Source organism: Snodgrassella sp. ESL0304 (assembly GCF_013344995.1).
GTDB lineage: Bacteria > Pseudomonadota > Gammaproteobacteria > Burkholderiales > Neisseriaceae > Snodgrassella > Snodgrassella alvi.
On sequence record NZ_JAAEDR010000009.1, the window covers coordinates 26,899 to 47,312 of the forward strand.

Consider the following 20,414-nt stretch of genomic DNA (forward strand, 5'->3'; position numbering starts at 1 on the left):
TAAATTAATCTTTGAATAAATTTAATTTTTTAACTCAATGTAATTTTATGTATGTTCAGGCGGCTATCCATTGAGATGCAATATAAATAAGCAGACCGATGCAACCGCCAACAAGCGTGCCATTGATACGAATGAACTGTAAATCACGCCCGACACTCAATTCGAGTTTATCAACCATTTGTTTACTGTCCCAGCTTTTGACTTTATCGGCAATGAACTGACTGACGCGATTTTTATACTGGCGAGTGATGAGTTTTGCACACAATGTAATTCGGGTATCCAGACGCTGCATAAATCGCGGGTTTTGCATGGCTTGCTGCTGTATATGGGTAGATAACCGGCCAAGCTGCTGCTGCCACCATGAATTACTCTGGCTGGTGTCGTGTTCACTCCATGCCACAAAACTATCCCATAAATCCATTATGCTTTGTTGCAATGCTGTAGAGCGCAGCAGTTGCTGCCGTCCGGCCGCAAGCCATCTGTGCCAGCTCCGGCTGCGACGTAATTTGCGTTCGGTAACGAGAAACTGTTTTCGGCAGGCGCGCCAGAAAGAGTGCTTTGGGTTCGCCAATACCGCATCTATATAGGAGTCTGCCCAATCGAGTGCTTTGCCGGCGACCCAGTCATCAATACGTGCAGTCAGTGTCGTTTTCAGCGAAGCCTTAAATTTATCCCAAGTACTGGGATCGCTTTTTTCAATTTTACTTACCCAAGATAACAGACTTTTTTCAAGTTGTGCCCGTGTCTGTTCGTTTTGCAGCCATTGGCGTATTTGTTGCAGTAAAGATCGTATCAGCAGTGTATCAATACCTTGTTTATGGATTAAATGAAGAAAGTTTGCCAGTGTTTTGCCCAGACGGGCACCGCTGTACTGGGTGTTTAGCAGCTGACTGCAAAATCCGGCTACTTCACGGGCACTGGCGGTATTTAACAGCAGCGGAATCTGGCTGGTCAGAACAGGCAGCCATTTTTGCTGATTTTGCGGAGCACATAGCCATTGCAGGGTTCTTCTGGCCGGATGCATACGATAGATGCGTCCGGCAATTGCTTTATCCTGTAAAAAATTATTTTCAATAAAATGTCCGAATTCATTGGCAATTCTTTCCTGTTTCTGAGGCAGAATTGCGGTATGAGGAATAGGCAGACCAAGGGGATGGCGAAACAGGGCAGTAACTGCGAACCAGTCTGCCAGTGCACCTACCATGGCGGCTTCGGTAAATGCTTTAAGATAGACCAGAGCCGGATATTGTTTTTGCAGCAGGCAGCTTAAAACAAATAAAACACAGGCAATAATCAGCAAACTGGTAGCCAGTATTCGCATGCGTCGCAGACGCTGGCGCTGTATCAGACTGGTAATAGTGGCTGTGTTCATAATATCGGTGTGTTTCAGATATCCGAATAAAATTTTTCAGTATATAAGCTTACTGGTTAATTGGTCTTGTTGCCGGTGTGATTTCCTGAATTTACTCAACTGAATAAAAGTATCAATCTTAATAAGGGAGAAATAGCCGGTAGTTAAAGGTTGGTATCGTTAGCTGGATTTGATTGTATAATAAATTTTTTACTCGAACCCTATATTAAATAATACATATTATTTAATATTCCATGAATATTTCATTGATATAACATTGTGCTTTTTAGCTGGTATAAATCATTACTGGAAACTGATTATTCGGGTAATGGTTTTTGGAATGCTTTTACCGACAAAATAATGAGTACGCCAATATAATTTAAAATTATATAGAGCGAATAGTTAATCAGCCATATATTTTCGAATTGCTCTTCGGCTATTGCGCCAGATAATTCGCCTGTTAGTGGATATAAAATAGTGAGTGCCAGTAAATAATAGACCGAGCTGTAAGTTAAATAATTGAATAAATCAGACCATGCAACTTGATTTTTTGGGGTAACACTATCTTTGATAGCGAGAGCAAAGGCCAGTAATATATCAATCCAGTAAAGTATAAAGCACAGAAACATTACTACAGAGAGGATATTAAGTATGTCACCTTCAAAGTAAGGAATCATTAATCCTCTGCCAATTAAGCTGTTACTGCAAGTCAGCACAAATAAATAAACTGCTGCAAAAATGAGCAACTTTTTAATACTGAATTTACCCGTACTGGCTTTTTGGTCAGTGTTAGTTTTTTTGATGGCTAATGAATTATCGGAAGCAGAAACTGTTCTACGACGTTTAAATGATAAAACCTGACAGATAAGTTTAAATATTAAAATAATAAAAGCACCAATGCTGTTAACAAAGGTATAAATAAAAACAAGGAAATTATTGAAATAAATGAAAACTTGATATGTGATTGATTGTAAATAAATAAAGAAAACACAAATCAGAAAATTACTGATTGAATAACACAATAGTGTAACGGTTGATGGTGTCTTATTCGGACTGTGTTTATCATTAAAGTATGCAGAAAAAATCTGTTTTATTGTTAACCCGAATATCCATATTAATAAAAGACCAAAGAGATATAAGCAGCCATAAATTAAGAGAAATTCAATGTCAGTGTTAAAATAGGGATACCAGAAAGGTGGTCGCAAAAGCGTCCCGAAAAGATAAAGGATAGTTAAATAAATTAACGAAAGCTTCAGGGAGTTTTGTGGGTTAAAAAATTCAATAAATCGATTTTTTTTCAATTTATTCAGCCCCTAGCGATAATCTTAATTTGATTACCTATAATCTCATTAATCCGAATTTTTGTATTAATTGTATTTTTAACAATATGTATCAGACTATCTCAGTAAACTGCAACCTCAAGCCGTTACTTGTGGTTTACGGCGTTTATGTTGCCACCACTTGAATCCGTAACCGGCAATGACCGGAATCAGCGCATAAATAATCAGAGCTGTCCAGCTGCCGTACCAGTGTACCAGTGTGGAGGTACTGTTATCATTGTTAAGAATAATCTCGGTAGATGAGTAACAAATAGCGCGCCACCAGCACATAACCAGAAGCCCCAGAAAAACCGGCCAGATTTTGCATGTACGCCCGCGCTGCCATAACAGGAAAAATACCAGCGCCCATATCAATGTCAGGGTAGTAACTAATAAACCCGTATCAGTTGGCAGATGCAGATAGCGACAGATAATAAAGGTGATAACGACCCATATGCCGGCAAGTATGGCCATGATAAATTCTTCGGGCTTGTTGAGCATGTTGTTGCTTCCTTAGCGAAAAATACGGCTGGAATGGTTAATATACCGCAGCTGCTATACTTTGTCATGTTCTACTAGCCATGGTCTGAGACTGGCTGTGTCTATATCCCATTTCCATATGCCATTCTGGTTGTGCGGATTAAGTCCGCGCAGGAAGAGATAACGTACGCTGATACTGGGCGGAAGCTGCCGGCGACTGTGCAGAAATCGTGCACAGGCAATGCTGTAAATGAGTGCCTGAAGGTAGTAATGATGTCTGGCAATAGCCTCGTCCATGTTTTCCCGGGTATAGTCTGACAGACGATTTCCCAAATGGTTGGATTTGTAATCAATAACATATACCTGACCATGCCGGTCTTCGCCTAGAAGATCGATAGCCCCGTTGATAAATCCGTTTACCGTAGCAAAATCCAGCTCCTGTGCTGCCTGAACACAACATTGCGGTAATCCGGATGTGTGGGTAAACCACTGTTGTAAATCTGCGATACTGAAATCGGCAACCCGCAGCATGAAATTCATTTCAGCCACTCGTTGTGCTTTAGGTATGTTTGCAATAATGGTTTGTGGTGACAGCTGGCATTGGCGTACGGTATCAGTAAGCGTCTGCATGGTGGTGCTGTGCCGGCTGTCGAAACCATAACGCGCCAGACAGTCGAGAATATGCTCCTGTTCCGTTGCAGTAGCCGGCAGGCTGAATTCGGTCTGTTCCAGTATGGCATGCAGACAAAGTCCGGCGTTGATACCGCGCTCGAATGCGAGCACAGGTGTTTCCGCTTCTGTATCGGGGCTCAGCGGCTGAATCTGTACTTCAGCCTGATCCAGCGCAGGTGCTATTTTTTCTTCTTCCGGAGCAGATTCGCGGTGACTGTAATCATGCCGGCTCAGACTGGTGAAGCTGGTATAGCGTATGGATTGAAAAGTCCTTACTGTCGGTGTTAGTGCACGATAAGGTTGTTCGGGTTTTTTACTGATATCAATACAGGCAGGGTCTACATTACCTTCACACCATTGAAACAGCTCAGGGTTGCCGGCAGCCAGACATTGATGCCATGCAGCACGTAAAGTACTGGGCAGATTGGGCTTATGGGTTTCCTGCCAGAATTGGCGTGATTCTTTCAGGGTATTGTCCGGCTGTCCGTCCAGTAGCCATGCCATGGGGTTACTGGCGGTATTGTTGCAGGCGGCAGTGTACAGTATCAGTTGTTCGCGTGCCCGGGTAAAGGCTACATAATACAGACGCAAACGTTCGGCCATACTTTCGCATTCCAGCTCATCCCGGTCGCTGTCACTGAGCAAACTATTGGCAATCAATTCCACTTTATCCTGCTGATGCAGACGTTGCCAGTGTTCCTGATTATTAATGGTCTCTTTACCATCCCATGCAAACGGACAGAATACCACCGGATATTCCAGCCCTTTGGAAGCATGCATGGTCACAATTTTAACCAGTGCTTCATCACTTTCCAGTCGCAGCAGACTGCTTTCACCTGCTGACCGTTCGTTGCTGATGGCACTGGTCAGCCAGTTCAGCAGGGCGTTGGCCGTCGGCAGGGTTTGTTCAGCAGCAGCCAGTAATTCGGCCAGTTGCCACAGATTGGTCAGGCTGCGCTCATTGCGCTGTGTAAGCAATCTGATTTCCATGCCGGTCTGGCCGGCAAACCACTGTATGGCAGGATAAATACCATACTGCTGCCATTGTTCGCGGGTTTGCAGTGCCAGCTGTATCCATTCGCTCAGTGTATTTTCATTCCGGTTCAGTTCTGCCAGCTGTGCTGCTGTCCAGCCGAACAATACACCGCCAAGGATAAAGCGTAATGTTTCAGTGCGCTGCGGTTGCAGCCAGAAACGTAACAGAGCCTCGACAGCCTGTGCCTCAGTGCTGGAAAAAACTGAATGGTTTCCAAGAGAGACGCTCATGATGCCGCAGCGTTTCAATGCGCCGGCAATCATGCGGCCTTCATTATGTGAATGCACCAATACGGCAATATCGCCAGCCTGTAACGGACGGTTACTCAGTAGCAGTTCTCCGCGCATACCCTGATTAATCATGCCGGCAATTTCATAGGCACAATATTCGGCCGCACGTGTCCGCAGACTGTCTTTATTCGGGATAATTTCCGCTCCCTTATCGCTGACATCTATTTTTTCATGCAGCCAGCGCACCACTACCGCCGGTATAACAGTATTGTCGTGACTGTAATGCAGACGGTTATTTTCTGCCTGTGCCTGAACCTGAGGATAGCTGATACCCTCAAGAATAAAAGGCAGCTTTTTGCCGCTGAACAGGAGGCCAATGGCCTGTACCAGTGCCTGATGGCTGCGGTAATTAGTAGTTAGGGTATAGCGCTGCTGTGGCGGGGTATCGGCAGCGGCACGCAGATAGGCGTGAATATCAGCACCACGGAAACGGTAAATAGCCTGTTTCGGGTCACCCACCATAATAAGCGGGCGGTTTTGTTCGGCAAACGCGGTTTTGAAAATTCGGTACTGCAACGGATCAGTATCCTGACATTCGTCTACTAGTGCAATCTGCCATGTTTGCGCCAGTGCTGCGGCCAGTGTTTCAGACATGGGATTATCCGCAGACAGTGCCAGACCCAGATCTGCCAGTAAATCGTCAAAGCTGCGCTGGTGGCTGTTGCGCCGGTGCTGATTCAGACACTGGCGCACGTAGTTAAAACAGTCCAGCTGTAATTGCAGTGATATGCTGTCTTCTGCAATCAGCATGGCAGCAACAGCTTCTGCCAGTTCGACCAGTGGGGCAATGTTAGCTATCAGCTCATTATTGAGTGTTTGATTTTTTTTGGTGTTTTCCTGTAGCTGGGATGAAGCCAGTTTGGCACATTTTTCCAGTACAGAAGAAGAAAAAGAATGGCAGTTTACTTCGCTTTCCATTACCTGCTGCAGGTCGGTGAAAAGCTGCTGATAACTTTTCTGGCGGTAAATATTGCCATTTAGTTGCTGATGTAACTGCCAGAATGAATCCTGAATAAGGCTGAAATGTGTACATACGCTCTGCCATGCCTGTTGCCAGCAGTTATTTATGCCGGCTATATCCGCAACCGGCGGCTGGCGTACCTGTAAATCTACCATGCCGCAGTGCCGTCCCATTTCCTGCATAAGCCGGGCAGGGGTAAGTTTGTAAGTGACAGCCAGCGTGGCCATACTGCTGTTATTGCTTACTTGCTGCCGCCAGAAGTCTTCGGCAAACCGGCACAGCATTTCCGGATCAGTTTCAATAGTTTCCGTATCAAATGGGGTCTGGCATAAAAAGGCATAATCAGTGAGTACGCGCTGGCAGAATCCGTGAATGGTGTAAACGGCTGCACGGTCAAACTGGGTAATGGCTGCCTGCAGACGTAGAATCAGGCTGGCATCATCATCCTGACTGCGGGCACAGTCAATCAGCTGTTGCAGTATCGGGTCATTCTGTTCCGCAGGCAGATTATTTTGTAACAGAGCCAGAGCCTGATTAAGGCGGGTACGCAGACGGGTTTTCAGCTCCGCTGTAGCTGCTTTGGTAAAAGTGACCACCAGAATAGCGTCAACCGGCATGCGTTCCAGTAACACCAGCCGTGCAAACAGGGCGGCAATGTTAAAGGTTTTCCCGGTACCGGCAGAAGCTTCAATCAGGCTGCTGCCGTTTAAGGGCATGGTAATCGGATTTAATGCTTGGCTCATTATAATTTATCAGCGGTTTCCAACGCTGCTGTCATGGGCAGCAGTAATTCTTCAATCAGTTGCCAGAACAGAGGGGTGTCAATCGGCAGTTCTTCATCGCGGCCAAATACCTGAGCTACTTCAGGATAGTCGGCCTGCGGTTTTCCGTTATGGCTGTCTGCATAGACTTTAAACGCGGTACTGCGTTCTTCGGCACCATATTCAGGTGCACGGTTTTTCTTTTGCCGGTTACGATACCACTTAAGGGCAGTGGTAAGGCTGGTTTTCGGAAAAAAGGGCAGTGGCCGGCTTTGTCCTAGCCGGTAATACTCAAGCCATAAAGCCAGTTGTGCTTGCGCATCAATCAGGCTCATTGCTGCCAGCATGCGCGGTTTGGCCGGATAAAGCTCATATGTGTCCTGTGCACCTTCGCTTTCAGTAGCGCAGAGGAGTAAATGGCGCAGATATAACTCAATATTATCCGGTGCTGTCGGGGCGTGATTCCGTTCAATCAGCTGCCCGCACTGATGTAAACGGCTGATGTTGCCACTTAGCTGTAACTGTTCGTGTTCAAAAATAAAGGCAATATCGGCGACAGCGGGACTGAACAGTATGCTGCTGTCCAGAGCCAGTGTCTGATTGCGTAAAACCTGGCTGACAATCACGCCCAGCTCGCCTTCAGGCACCAGTCCGCTTACTGCCAGTGCTGCATCTACCTCAGCAAAATCCAGATGCTGCCGGCGTGCACGGGTATAGGCAGTATAAATCGATGCACTGTTTTCAATTGCAAACGGTTCTGCTGCACTGATTGGTGTTTCCTGATAGGGTGCCTGCCATTGTAACTGCTGCTGAAGCCAGTGACGTACCGGATTACGCCAGAACCGGATAAAGGATTCAATATCAACTTCCTGATTTTGTTTTTCCGGTTCAGTTATTTTTGCATAAAATGGCGCAGGCTTATCTGTATTCTGATTCAGTGCCGTGGCGTAATCACTGCGGCAGCTGACTAAATCGCCGTTAAAATAGCGATAGGAAAAGGGTTGTAATGGGTGTCTGATGATATGCTGCTGATTAAATACCAGCGGATTACAGCCGGTCATGGCGGCCAGAACATCGGTCAGCTCATAAAGCAGAGCAGAGGGGGCCAGTTCTTCGTTTTTACGAATATCTTTACCGATATACGACAAATACAGTTTTTCGCGCGCACTTAAAATAGATTCAAGAAACAGATAACGGTCATCGTTGCGACGGGCACGATCGCCACGGCGCGGGTGCTGTGCAATCAGGTCGAAAGCAGCAGATTTTGTAGTACGGGGAAATTCGCCGTCATTCAGACCGAGCAGACAGATACAGCGAAAGGGCAGGCTGCGCATCGGTACCATACTGCAAAAGGTAATCCCGCCGCGCAGAAATCCGGCCTGACGGGTAGTGGATAAATAATTCTGCAAATGCTCGATTGCAATGGCCGGTTCAATAGTCAGATTAAATTGTGCCAGTGCTGCCTGCGCCTGCCATTCAGCCAGACTGGTTTCCAGTTGCTGCATGGCATGTCCGGACAGAGAATCAGTATCGGCTAAATCCCGCAGAAGTTGTCGTGTACGCGCAATCCATTCGGGAATGGTAGCTGCTTTTTGCCAGCAGCTATGATGTTTAATCAGACAATCTATTAACTGTTGTGCGCGTGCCAGAATTTCAGTCTGGCCGATATCACCGAACCACGGAAGTTGTTGCTGCCACAGTGCCGTATATTTATTTTCCGGCAGCAGCCAGCCGAGTACCGTACGTTCACGCGCCTGCTGCCAGGTAAAGTGCTTACCCTGTCCGCCATATTCATGACGCATATCTGCATCCACACCCCAGCGTACCCCTTGTTCGCTCCAGACACGGTGAATCAGTTCTGCGTCGCTGTCGTTTAAATCAAAACGTGCGCGCAGAGCAGATTCATCCAGCAAAGGTAGCACAGTTTCTATATCAAACCGGCTCTGCATCAGTTGCAGCAGTTTTTCGAATAATTGCAGTAGGGGTTCATGCAGGCTGATTTTAACGTCGGCAATATTGTAAGGCAGAGCAGGCGTGTTGCCCTGCGTTTGTCCGAATACTGCGTGGATAAAAGGCAGATAAGGCCCAATATGAGGGGTAAGTACCGCAATATCCTGCGGCTGCCAGTGCGGATGTGCGGCCAGATCCTGAATCAGCTGCTCTTTGAGAATTTGCAGTTCACGCAGGCAGGAATGCGCCGCCACAATCTGAATGGAATTATCATATTCCTGCAGCCGGTAGGGTGGTTCAGACTGTTTCGGATGTTGCAGGCACTGAATATCGTTTTGCAGACGGTGTAACAGAGTATCTGCCACTTCATCACACTGAGCATAGACAGAAGGCATATACACTACTTCACCCAGATCATTGAGTGCATCAAAAAAATCCCGCCCCTGTTTGCCCAGACTGGCCAGTAAAGGATGACCAACCACACTCAGGTCTGTTTCCTGACTATTGAGCAGCATATCTGCTGAGAGCACATTGCCCCAGTACTCAGCACACGGGTTTACCGCAAATATATGCACATCAGTATATTGTGCTATTACCTGTAATGCATGCAGATAAACCGGTGCCAGTGTGGCAATACCGAATACGAATATCCGCTCGGGTAAATGTTCAGAACCAAGTTTGCTCAGAAATTCCTGCATTAAGCCGGCACGGTGTGGTAAATCTGATTCATTATTCAGCCAGCGCCATAGCTCTGCCTGCCATTGCTCATCTTCACCCAGATTCGCAGATTTGTTTTCCTGCCAATTATTTATCCAATCATTGCGATAGATTAAATATTGGTCAAACATATCAGCAAGTTTTCCGGCCAGATGGTAAGGTGCCTGTGTGCTGCTATCAAGATAAGAATGTAGTGCGGTAGCAGTTTGGCATAATTGGGGTTGTCTGAACGCCGGGCTATGAAACAATCCCAGTAAGCGCCAGCGCAATACTTCTGACTGAAACGGGTTAAGCGCTGGTGTTTGCGGTAATACCCGATGGGTTAATTGCCAGATGTAGCTGGCCGGCAGACTGAAATGCAGATTGGCGGCAATACCGTGCTCCTGAGCCAGATAGTGATTCAGATAGCGGCGCATACCCTGACTCTGTACCACGATTTCTGTTGCAGCCCATGCTGACTGTGGTGAGGTATGCTGATATACGCTGGCAAATAAAGCAGCTAAATCAGATAATTGATTGGATTGATAAACATACAGCATAACAGCATCCGGCACCAGTTAAGGTTGTTATTATAGCTGTACCGGAGCTGCCTGAGCGATTAGTCAAAATGATTTTGTGCCTTTAGCTGTTTTTATTGCGTTGACATAAAAGTATATTTACAGAATTTAAACTAAAAAATTTTAATAAAAATTAGTTAATACTGGTCAAAAGCTGGAAAAAATTGGAAAATAGGTAATTAAATACTCTGCCATATTAAAATACTGGCAATATAAAGAAGGATATCACAGTGAGATTTGATGGCGTCATTGGTGAGTTAGCGGCAACTAAAGGTGTCATGGCGTGTGCTGTCGTGGATTATGAAAGCGGAATGTTTATAGACGGGGTTAGTCCGTCAGGTATGGATCTTGACATTCTGTCCGCCGGCAATACCGAAATTGTACGTTCAGAAATAAAAGCTATTGAGCGCCTTTATGGTCAGGACAACAATGAAGATGCTATAGACGATATTCTTATCAGCCTGCATAAACAATATTATTTATTACGGCCGATGAAGAATGTTCAAGGTGTGTTTATGTTTATGGTACTCGACCGCAAAACAGCCAATCTGGCACTGGCACGGCGCGCTTTGAAAGTGGCTGATCGTCATTATCAGGATTGAAACACACTCAAACAGAAAAAGTATGCACTGTTAATTCTCTGTGCAACAGCCTCTTTGCAAGCAAAGAGGCTGTGAATTTATTGTGCTTTCTGTACTTGTTTGTCATACCAGCTTAACAATTCTGATGCCGGTACATAGCCAATCAGTGGCTGGCTGCGATAGCCGTTTCTGTGTACAACAAATAATCCCGGAGGTCCGTACAGACCATAGCGTTGCATCATTCTGCGTTGTGCCGGCGTATTATTGGTTACATCAATCTGCAAAAAACGCTTTTCTTCAATTACCCGTCTGACTGAAGCTTTACTTAAAGTAAATGCGGTCATTTCCTTGCAGGATATACACCAGTCTGCATAAAAATCTACCAGTACCGGCTTATTCGGATCTTCATCAAACAACTCTTGCATAGCCTGACGCAATTGTTCCGGCTTATCGAAATAACGACCGAAATGCTGACCGTTTGGCGGTGTTAAAGTAAGAAAACGATGTAAAGGCGTCACACAGTTCATTATGCTGGCAGAAACAAAACCAATCCCGCAAGCCAGAAACAGTATACCGATAATCGCATTAAACCAGCGCTGACGTACTGATGAATGATACCACTGCCAGCCTAAATAGATTGCCGGTATCAGCATCAGCAAAGTATAAATAGTGACTACCAGATAGTAATTCAGAAACGGAGTGGCAATATAGGTAGCTGCACCCAGCAGCATCAGACCGAACAGATATTTGACACCAATCATCCACTTACCGGCACGGGGCAGAATATGCACACCGAATACAGAAATCAGAATCAGCGGAATGCCCGTACCCAGCGCCATAACATACAGAGCCATGCCGCCCAGAGCAGCATCCCCGCTCTGCGCAATATAACCCAGTGCAAAAGCCAGAGGTGGTGCGACACAGGGACCGACAATCAGCGCTGACAATGCCCCCATTATCAGCACAGAGAGCAAATGTCCGCCATGAAAGCGGCCGCTGACCCGCTGAAAAAACGTCTGCCAGCGTGCCGGCAACTGAATACTGTATAAATCAAACATTGATAAAGCCAGTATCACTAGTATGGCTGCGGCAGCCAGCACTACCGCAGGCTGTTGCAGCCATCCGGTCAGAAACGCACCGGTACGGGCAGTAACAATACCAACAATAGTATAGGTAAAAGCGAGCCCCTGTACATAAACAAATGATAGGATAAATGCCCGCAATTTAGTGGTTTTCCGGCGGGTACCCATGACGATGGCTGATACTATCGGCAGCAGCGGATACATGCATGCTGTCAGACTCAATCCCATACCGGCAATAAAAAATGTCATTAAATTGGTAATCAGTGTTGCGCGGGAAAGCTGAAACAGACTGTCCCCGCCTGAGCTGCCTGACCACTCCGGTGGCGGAGCTTTAACCGGAGGATCAGTAAAAGTATCCGGCGGGACTGGCTGAATATGCGTTGATTGTGGCGTAATACGATATTTGCCGGTACGGCTGATGGTAAATGTATTTTCTACCGGCGGATAACAGATTCCTGCATCTGCACAGCCCTGATAAGATAAAGTTAACTGATACGGAACAGTCTGTGCATCTGATCTATAGTGCCAGACTGCGTCTGCATAATTATAGTAAACCTGCTGGGTACCAAAAAACTCATCGTGCTTTTGCTGTCCCTGCCGGATAAATTGTCCTTCACCAAAGATATCTGCCGGTTCAGTAGTAATCTGAATTTTATTCCGGTACAGGTAATAGCCGTCGGCAATAACAAAATGTACACGAATATCCTGATTATGAACAATCAGTTCCGGTACAAAAGCCTGTTCCGGCGGTAATAATTTTTTATTGTCCGCAGCCAGCACTGCACTATTCAGCCCCGGCAGCAATACCAGCAGCATAAACATCAGTTTTAACAGGGAAGTCATACAGACACGAGAACGGGTAGGATTGTGATACATAAAAAATGGTCACTGTAACCAGTGTAATTTCAACCTGAACAATCAACAAAGAAAATGACTACCGGCAGAACCGAAGGGTAGTCATTATCTCCCCTTAAGTGCTTTCTGATTTCGTTTACCAGATAAAGCTAAGTCTGCAAACAATCAGTTTACGGGTATTGTATCAGTGCATAGGCAGAATGGTTATGAATAGATTCAAAATTTTCACTTTCTACAGTAAAAGACTGAATACGTGTATCAGTTTTTAGCGCGGTAGCAACATCACGAACCATATCTTCAACAAATTTGGGGTTATCATAAGCATATTCAGTAACATACTTTTCATCCGGCCGTTTCAGCAAACCGTATAACTGACATGAACCCTGTTGTTCTACCAGATCAATAATTTCTTCAACAGCAATTGATTCAGTGCATACCAGCGTAACAGTGACATGTGAACGCTGATTATGCGCCCCGTAAGCAGAAATTTCCTTACTGCACGGACACAGGCTGGTAACCGGAATAATGATCTGTAATGTTTGCTGATAAATACCAGCCTGAATTTCGCCACTGAGTACCACTTCATAATCCAGCAGGCTGGAAATACCGCTTACCGGAGCCTGCTTTTGCCGGAAAAAAGGAAAGCGCATACTGATTTTACCAGCCGTTGCCTGAAGTTTTTCTAACATGGCGGCAGTCAGCTGCCGCAGTACAGCAAAATCAATACTGTCATGCTGTGTCTGCATTAACTCAATAAAGCGTGACATATGTGTGCCTTTCTGTTCGGCCGGCAGTGACACAGTCATGGTTAAATCAGCAACAGTATGTTGTTTACCTGCAGCACAAATAATACTCAGCGGCAGGCGTAAGCCTTTCACACCAACCTGATTGATTGGCATATTGCGTTTATCAACACTGCTTTGCACGTCGGCAATAGTGTCCATTCTGATACTTTTCCTTGCAAAACAAATCTGAATCCAGCCGGCGCAGTATGGTTAAACCACAGAAACCGCCGGCATATAAGGCATAAAATTATACTGTATGCCTTAATTCCGAGCAAATCAGTCGGGATTAGTGTAAAAGAAACAGCATGCTGCCTGATAACCAGAGTGCGTGCTAAACTAGCAGCCTCAGTATTAATGCCGTTACCCGTATAAACAGCTGTCTGAACAGCAAAACCAGTAATCAAACGGAGAAAATATGAAATTTGCCACACAGACCATCCATTCCAGTTATCAGCCGGAAGAGCATAACCGTGCCCTAATGCCGCCTATTTATCAGAACAGCATGTTCGCCATGAATGAAATCGGCGAAAATATTCCGTTCCGTTATGCGCGTATTTCCAATCCGACACGGCAAGTACTTGAAGACACAGTCGCCGAGCTGGAAAATGGCTGTGCCGGTTTTGCCTATGGCAGTGGTATGGCCGGAATCGATGCTGTGTGGCGTACTTTTCTGCGGCCGGGTGATACCATTGTTGCGGTAGCCGATATTTATGGCGGAGCTTATGATTTATTAACCGAAGTATATGCCCAGTGGGGTGTTAACGTTATTTTTGCCGATCTTACCAATCCGGATAATCTGGACCGGATACTGGCACAGACCAAAGTAAAAATGGTATGGCTGGAAACCCCGAGTAATCCGCTGCTGCGTCTGGTAGACATCGCCGAACTGTCTGCTAAAGCCAAAGCTGCCGGTGCCATTGTCGGTATGGATAATACTTTTGCGACACCCTACGTACAGAATCCGCTGAATCTGGGTGTGGATATCGTCTTTCATTCCGCAACCAAATACCTGTGCGGACATTCAGATGTGCTGATGGGTATTGTTGTGGTAAAAGATCCTGCACATGCAAAATTATTACGTGCCTTAAGTATTAATACCGGCGGCGTGGCCGGTCCGATGGACTGTGCACTGGTATTACGCGGTATCAAAACACTGGTTGTACGTATGGACCGGCATTTATCCAATGCGGCTGAGCTGGCCAGACGCTTGCAGCAGCACCCTGCGGTAGAAAAAGTATTTTATCCGGGTCTGGCGGAACATGAACACCATGATATCGCCTGTAAACAGATGCAGCATGGTTTTGGCGGAGTGGTCTCCATTTATTTACGTCAGAACAGTCGCGAAGCAGCCAATAGTGTGATAAAAAATCTGCGCATGATTCGGATGGCGGCCAGCCTTGGTGGCGTCGAAAGCCTGATTAATCACAGTGCCAGCCAGTCGCATAGCGGCATGAGTAAAGAAGTTAAAGAATCACTGGGCATCCGTGAAGGCCTGCTGCGTATTTCAGCCGGTATCGAAGATATTGAAGATATCTGGGATGATATCAATCATGCACTCAATACCTTGATTTAACCTGTGTAAGTGAAAAATCCGTGCACAATTATTATGAAGTATTAAATGTTGCTCAAGGGGCATCCGACGAAGTCATTCGTGCGGCCTATCGGGCTTTGTCACAAAAATACCATCCGGACCGCAATCCGCATAATCCGCAGGCACATCAGCGTATGGCTGAGATTAATAAAGCATATGCAGTATTGTCTGATCCGGAGCAGCGCCATCATCATGATGTGTGGATTGCGCGGCAAAGCCTGCAGGCAAGGTTGTCACCTGCATTGCTGGCGCGCCGGCAGACACCATTTGCGCCTCCGGTTTTATTGCCTAACCATCAGGATAAAGTTGTCGACCTGCACGAACGCGGTCACGGCTGGTTATGGATTGTGGGGATTGCCGTACTGATTGCTATGGGCGGAGTGTGGTGGAGGCTGGCATATCCGCCGGCTAATAACGTTAATGAGCAGAGTAGCATGCCAGTTACCACGGCACCCAATGGGCAACTTTTCCCGCTTAAAGCTGCTTATGTATCCGGCTATCCGGTTTTGCGTGAGCGCGGCAATAACAATATTGTCGTACATGCCACCTCCTTGCAATCGCCGGTATTTGCCCAATTATACGAATTGCACGCCGGTAAATTTACAGCTATACGCACCTTTTATATTCCGGCGGGCGAAACCTTTACCCTGCATAAAATCGGTGATGGCAGTTTCAGCCTGCAATACCAGCGTATTAATGATGGAAAATGGGCAGTAAGTGATGGTATTGAAATCAGTCATACCGAAGCCAGCCGAAAATATCAGGATATCGATATCAGACTGTAATCATACTGTCACCGCTCAGGCGGTGGTTCACACACAGGAATAACTGCATGCAGGCTGCCGCAGAAGCCAAATTTACTGAAGAAACCGTACTCTGGGTCAAACAGCATACCCCTAAACTGCTGACTTTTGCCATCACACGGCCTGAAGCCTATCGCTTCAGTGCCGGTCAGTTTTCGCGTCTGGGCTTTCGTGATGGCGCAGGTTTTATCTGGCGCGCCTATTCTGTTGTATCTGCCGAATATGCAGATACACTCGAATACTTTGTGGTATTGATTGAAGGCGGACCGATGAGTGCCCGGCTGGCACAATTGCAGGCGGGCGATTCTATATTGCTGGATAAAACCGCTTTTGGCTTTTTTCTGCCAGGGCGGTTTACTGATGGCGAGCAGCTGATCATGCTCAGTACCGGCAGCGGCATTGCGCCGTTTCTGTCTATGCTGCAACAGCCTGCTGTCTGGGAACGTTTCCGGCATATCGGACTGGTACATTCCGTTTCATATGCCAATGAACTGATTTTCAGCCAGCATATAAACGAGTTAATCCATCACCCTCTGATTGGCGAATATACAGACCAACTGACTTACCAGCCGGTGGTTACCCGTGAACCTACTGCCGGAGCACTCGGTCAGCGTCTGCCGCAATTATTGCAGAATGGTACGCTGGCAGAGGGACTGGGTTTGAATTTCAACCCTGAACAAACCCGTTTTATGCTGTGTGGTAATCCGGCCATGGTCACCGATACTTTTCAGACCTTACTGGATATGGGCTATAGCATGCACCGTAACAGAGTACCGGGACAGATTATTATGGAAAACGGCTTTTAATCACCGGATAAAATCAGCTCCTGATATAACGAGTGTAAACTTAGCTATAACTTTCAAACTAAACCAAATATTCTGATGTCACCGGCAAATTAAGTTAGTATGGCAGTATGAACCTGAATCAATTCGGCAAAAAAAACGCCCAGCTTAATCAATTATTGCAGCAATCCGCACACTGGCAACGCCTGAGTAACTGTCTGAAACAAGAGTTGCCGGCAAGTATGCGAACTCAGTTTAGTGTTGCCTGTGTACGCACCGGCTGTCTGGTGGTGATTGCGCAAAATAGTATGGCTGCTTCACGTTTACGTATGGTGTTGCCGGCATTATTGCCGCAACTGCGGCAGATTGATGCTTCAATTGAAACTGTAAAGGTTAAAGTTCAGCCGGCAGAATCAAAACCCGAAGCAGTAAAGCATGCCAGTTTAAGCCCTGTGGCGCGCGATACGCTGGCACGTTCGGCAGAGGCCTTAACACATCATCCAGAGCTAGCGGCAGCACTGCGCCGTTTAAGTGAAAAGAGCAATTGAGCTATTTCAGCCTGTGTATTTGTCAGACGCTTTAAGCAATGATAAAAAATAATTTAATCAGGATGACAAAATTAAAGAAATATAAATAATATTTATTCAGTTCTGATTATGAATCAATATCCTTCTACTGGTGTGCAATCAACTATTTTTAAACAAAATTCAGTTGCCGGAACAGTAATAATCGGTATTGCATATAAATTTTTTCATCTTCATATAGCAGCGTTAAAGACATGAACAGCTTCTGTTGTGTCAGACAATGCTTGGAAAAAAGGGTTTTACCATTATATTAAGCACCATAAACAGCAATCAGTAACTTCTGAACAGCTTCAGATTGCACATAATTGACACAGGCATGCAAACAGCCGCACAGCAGCGTAGGCGCTTGTGTTAAAATCTCCTATTTCCAGCTTACTATTTATTGCGCCAGCAGGTGCCGGACTGTTGATTTATGTTGAAAAACTTAGCAAAAAAAATTCTCGGAAGCCGCAACGACCGGCTTTTGAAACAATATCGTAAAGAAGTATCCAGAATCAATGCGCTCGAACCACAAATTCAGGCTTTAAGCGATACTGAACTACAGGCTAAAACTGCTGAATTCAAACAACGTCTGGCTGATGGGGAAAAACTCGATAGCCTGCTGGTAGAAGCTTTTGCCGTATGCCGTGAAGCCAGTAAGCGTGTACTCGGTATGCGGCATTTTGATGTGCAGCTTATCGGCGGTATGGTACTGCATTATGGCAAAATTGCCGAAATGCGTACCGGTGAAGGGAAAACACTGGTTGCCACGACAGCCGTCTATCTGAATGCTCTGACCGGTAAAGGCGTACATGTAGTTACCGTGAATGATTATCTGGCTGCACGTGATGCCGGAATCATGCGTCCGCTGTATGAATTTCTGGGCATGTCTGTCGGCATCATTATCAGCAACATGGATCATGCCGATAAAAAAGCTGCTTATCTGGCTGATATTACCTACGGTACCAACAATGAATACGGCTTCGATTATTTACGCGACAACATGGTAAGTGATCAAAGCGAAAAAGTGCAGCGTGAGCTCTCATTTGCGGTAGTTGATGAAGTAGACTCCATTCTGATTGACGAAGCCCGTACACCGTTGATTATTTCCGGTCAGGCTGACGATAACGTCACCCTTTATCAGGTAATGAATCAGATTCCGCCACAGCTGATTGCCCAGAAAAGCGAAGACGGTGAGGGCGATTACTGGGTAGACGAGAAAGCACGGCAGGTAGTGCTCAGTGATCAGGGGCATGAGCATGCCGAGCAGATTCTCACCAAAATGGGTTTGCTGCAGGAAGGTGATTCCCTGTATTCCACCACCAATATCATGCTGATGCATCATCTGATGGCTGCGCTGCGTGCTTATACACTCTACCAGCGCGACCAGCATTATGTGGTACAGGATGGTGAAGTAATTATTGTTGACGAATTTACCGGCCGCCTGATGGCCGGCCGGCGCTGGTCTGATGGTCTGCATCAGGCTGTTGAAGCCAAAGAAGGCGTGGAAATCAACAAAGAAAACCAGACACTGGCTTCCATTACTTTCCAGAATTTCTTCCGTCTGTATGACAAACTGGCCGGCATGACCGGTACTGCCGACACGGAAGCCTTTGAATTCCAGAATATTTACGGTCTGGAAACCGTTATCATCCCGCCAAACCGCCCGATGATACGTAAAGATCTGAACGACCAGATATATCGTTCTATCGAAGAAAAATACGAAGCTGTAGTTGCCGATATCAAAGAGCGCCATGCCAAAGGTCAGCCAATCCTTGTTGGTACCACCAGTATTGAAAATTCCGAACTGGTATCCGCCTTGCTGGATAAAGAACACCTCAGGCACAATGTTCTCAACGCCAAAGAACATGCGCGTGAAGCGGATATTATTGCTCAGGCAGGCCGCCCCGGCATGATTACCGTAGCCACCAATATGGCCGGTCGTGGTACGGATATTGTGCTCGGCGGCAATATCAAACCGCAAATAGATGCCATTAATGCCGACGACAGCCTCACCGAAGAAGCGAAAAAGAGCGAAATCGACAAATTACAGCAGCAATGGCAGATTGACCACGATGCCGTGATTGCAGCTGGCGGTTTACACATTATCGGTACCGAACGCCATGAAAGCCGCCGTATTGATAATCAGCTGCGCGGCCGTGCCGGTCGTCAGGGTGATGCCGGTTCCAGCCGCTTTTACCTGTCGTTTGAAGATCCGCTGTTGCGCCTGTTTGCACTTGACCGTGCAACAGCCATTCTTAACCGTCTGGCTCCTGAACGCGGCGTAGCCATAGAAGCCGGAATGCTCAACCGTCAGATTGAAGGAGCACAGCGCAAAGTCGAAAACCGTAACTTCGACATGCGCAAACAAGTACTTGAATACGATGATGTAGCCAACGACCAGCGTAAGGTTATTTATCATCAGCGTGCCGATATTCTGGCCAGCAACGATATTGACGGTATGATGCAGGAAATACGCCATGATGCAATTGTTGATACTGTAGACAGCTTTATTCCGCCGGATAGTATGGAGGAGCAGTGGGATATTTCCGGTCTGGAAAACAAACTGGCTGCTGATTACAATATTGAAGTTTCCATCAATGACTGGCTTAAAGAAGACAACAGCCTCGACAACGAAAGCATTTCTGAACGTCTGCTGGATATAGTAGAAAAAGATTATGCTTATAAAGTCGAACTGGTTGGCATCGACACCATGCGCAAATTTGAACGCGACATTATGCTGCAAATCATTGACAGCCGCTGGCGTGAACATCTGGCCGATATGGATTACCTGCGTCAGGGTATTCATCTGCGCGGTTATGCCCAGAAAAATCCGAAACAGGAATACAAACGCGAAGCATTTGAAATGTTTCAGGCCATGTGGAGCAATATTCGCCATACCGTTGCTTCATTGCTGATTTCAGTGCGTTTTCAACCGGCCTCTGAAGAAGAGCAGCAAGAAGTATTCGCTGCTGATAATGTAGCAGAAGATGAAGATTTCAGCCCCGAAGCTCTGGAAGCACGCGGTATTGTTATTCGTCGTAACGATCCGTGCCCGTGTGGCAGCGGTTTGAAATACAAACTGTGCCATGGCCGTCTGTAACTGCGGATAAACCAGCTTAACATCAACAGGTTGCTATATTTATGGCAACCTGTTGATATATTTACTGCTGTTTAGATAAAACTGCCTGAAACAGAGTACTTTTATTAAAGTGAATACTCTAAAACCCATTGAACAGCACATCAAATTGTCTTAAAATTCACACCTTACGTCAGCA

At 46.1% G+C, this 20,414-nt stretch carries 13 protein-coding genes; 6 read left to right on the forward strand and 7 right to left on the reverse strand.

All coding sequences use genetic code 11. The annotated features are described in order from the left end of the window. Positions 1-55: 55 nt before the first annotated feature. The 5 genes from GYX91_RS01605 to recC all read right to left on the reverse strand — a co-directional run bounded on the left by GYX91_RS01605 (position 56) and on the right by recC (position 10,076). Positions 56-1,372, reverse strand: coding sequence for a DUF445 domain-containing protein (locus GYX91_RS01605; protein ID WP_174829769.1), 1,317 nt, complete (start codon positions 1,370-1,372; stop codon positions 56-58). Positions 1,373-1,668: 296 nt separating this feature from the next. Next, a complete protein-coding gene (locus GYX91_RS01610) occupies positions 1,669-2,652 on the reverse strand; it encodes a hypothetical protein (RefSeq protein WP_144340627.1) in 984 nt (327 codons plus the stop codon). 117 nt (positions 2,653-2,769) lie between these two features. Continuing rightward, the gene (locus tag GYX91_RS01615; RefSeq protein ID WP_025329987.1) at positions 2,770-3,171 is read right to left on the reverse strand and encodes a hypothetical protein; all 402 of its coding nucleotides are present in this window, start codon (positions 3,169-3,171) and stop codon (positions 2,770-2,772) included. Between the two features lie 54 nt (positions 3,172-3,225). Further along, a complete protein-coding gene (recB, locus tag GYX91_RS01620) occupies positions 3,226-6,852 on the reverse strand; it encodes an exodeoxyribonuclease V subunit beta (protein WP_174829770.1) in 3,627 nt (1,208 codons plus the stop codon). After that, positions 6,852-10,076, reverse strand: a complete 3,225-nt coding sequence (recC, locus tag GYX91_RS01625; RefSeq protein ID WP_174829771.1) for an exodeoxyribonuclease V subunit gamma — start codon at positions 10,074-10,076, stop codon at positions 6,852-6,854. The genes recB and recC overlap by 1 nt, the downstream gene beginning before the upstream one ends. A gap of 248 nt (positions 10,077-10,324) precedes the next feature. Here recC and GYX91_RS01630 point away from each other — a divergent pair, with 248 nt between their 5' ends. Continuing rightward, positions 10,325-10,696, forward strand: coding sequence for a hypothetical protein (locus tag GYX91_RS01630; RefSeq protein WP_078474622.1), 372 nt, complete (start codon positions 10,325-10,327; stop codon positions 10,694-10,696). Positions 10,697-10,773: 77 nt separating this feature from the next. On the opposite strand, the gene dsbD is transcribed toward GYX91_RS01630, so the two are convergent. Both dsbD and folE2 read right to left on the reverse strand, forming a co-directional pair. Then, positions 10,774-12,633, reverse strand: a complete 1,860-nt coding sequence (gene dsbD, locus GYX91_RS01635) for a protein-disulfide reductase DsbD (protein ID WP_238791300.1) — start codon at positions 12,631-12,633, stop codon at positions 10,774-10,776. Positions 12,634-12,782: 149 nt separating this feature from the next. Beyond that, positions 12,783-13,556 carry a GTP cyclohydrolase FolE2 gene (folE2, locus tag GYX91_RS01640; RefSeq protein ID WP_084550769.1) on the reverse strand — a complete coding sequence of 258 codons (774 nt, stop codon included), beginning with the start codon at positions 13,554-13,556 and terminating at the stop codon, positions 12,783-12,785. 256 nt (positions 13,557-13,812) lie between these two features. On the opposite strand from folE2, the gene GYX91_RS01645 reads away from it, so the two are divergent. The 5 genes from GYX91_RS01645 (at position 13,813) to secA (ending at position 20,239) form a co-directional block, all read left to right on the forward strand. Then, positions 13,813-14,970 (forward strand): PLP-dependent aspartate aminotransferase family protein, encoded by a 1,158-nt coding sequence (locus GYX91_RS01645; protein ID WP_025329993.1) that lies wholly within the window; start codon positions 13,813-13,815, stop codon positions 14,968-14,970. Positions 14,971-14,990: 20 nt separating this feature from the next. Next, positions 14,991-15,773, forward strand: a complete 783-nt coding sequence (locus tag GYX91_RS01650) for a J domain-containing protein (protein ID WP_084585973.1) — start codon at positions 14,991-14,993, stop codon at positions 15,771-15,773. Positions 15,774-15,820: 47 nt separating this feature from the next. Beyond that, positions 15,821-16,597 (forward strand): ferredoxin--NADP reductase, encoded by a 777-nt coding sequence (locus GYX91_RS01655; protein ID WP_084585974.1) that lies wholly within the window; start codon positions 15,821-15,823, stop codon positions 16,595-16,597. Positions 16,598-16,704: 107 nt separating this feature from the next. After that, the gene (locus GYX91_RS01660; RefSeq protein WP_025329996.1) at positions 16,705-17,121 is read left to right on the forward strand and encodes a DciA family protein; all 417 of its coding nucleotides are present in this window, start codon (positions 16,705-16,707) and stop codon (positions 17,119-17,121) included. Positions 17,122-17,569: 448 nt separating this feature from the next. Beyond that, positions 17,570-20,239: a preprotein translocase subunit SecA gene (secA, locus tag GYX91_RS01665; protein ID WP_174829772.1), complete on the forward strand. Its 2,670-nt coding sequence runs from the start codon at positions 17,570-17,572 to the stop codon at positions 20,237-20,239. The last annotated feature ends 175 nt before the right edge of the window (positions 20,240-20,414 follow it).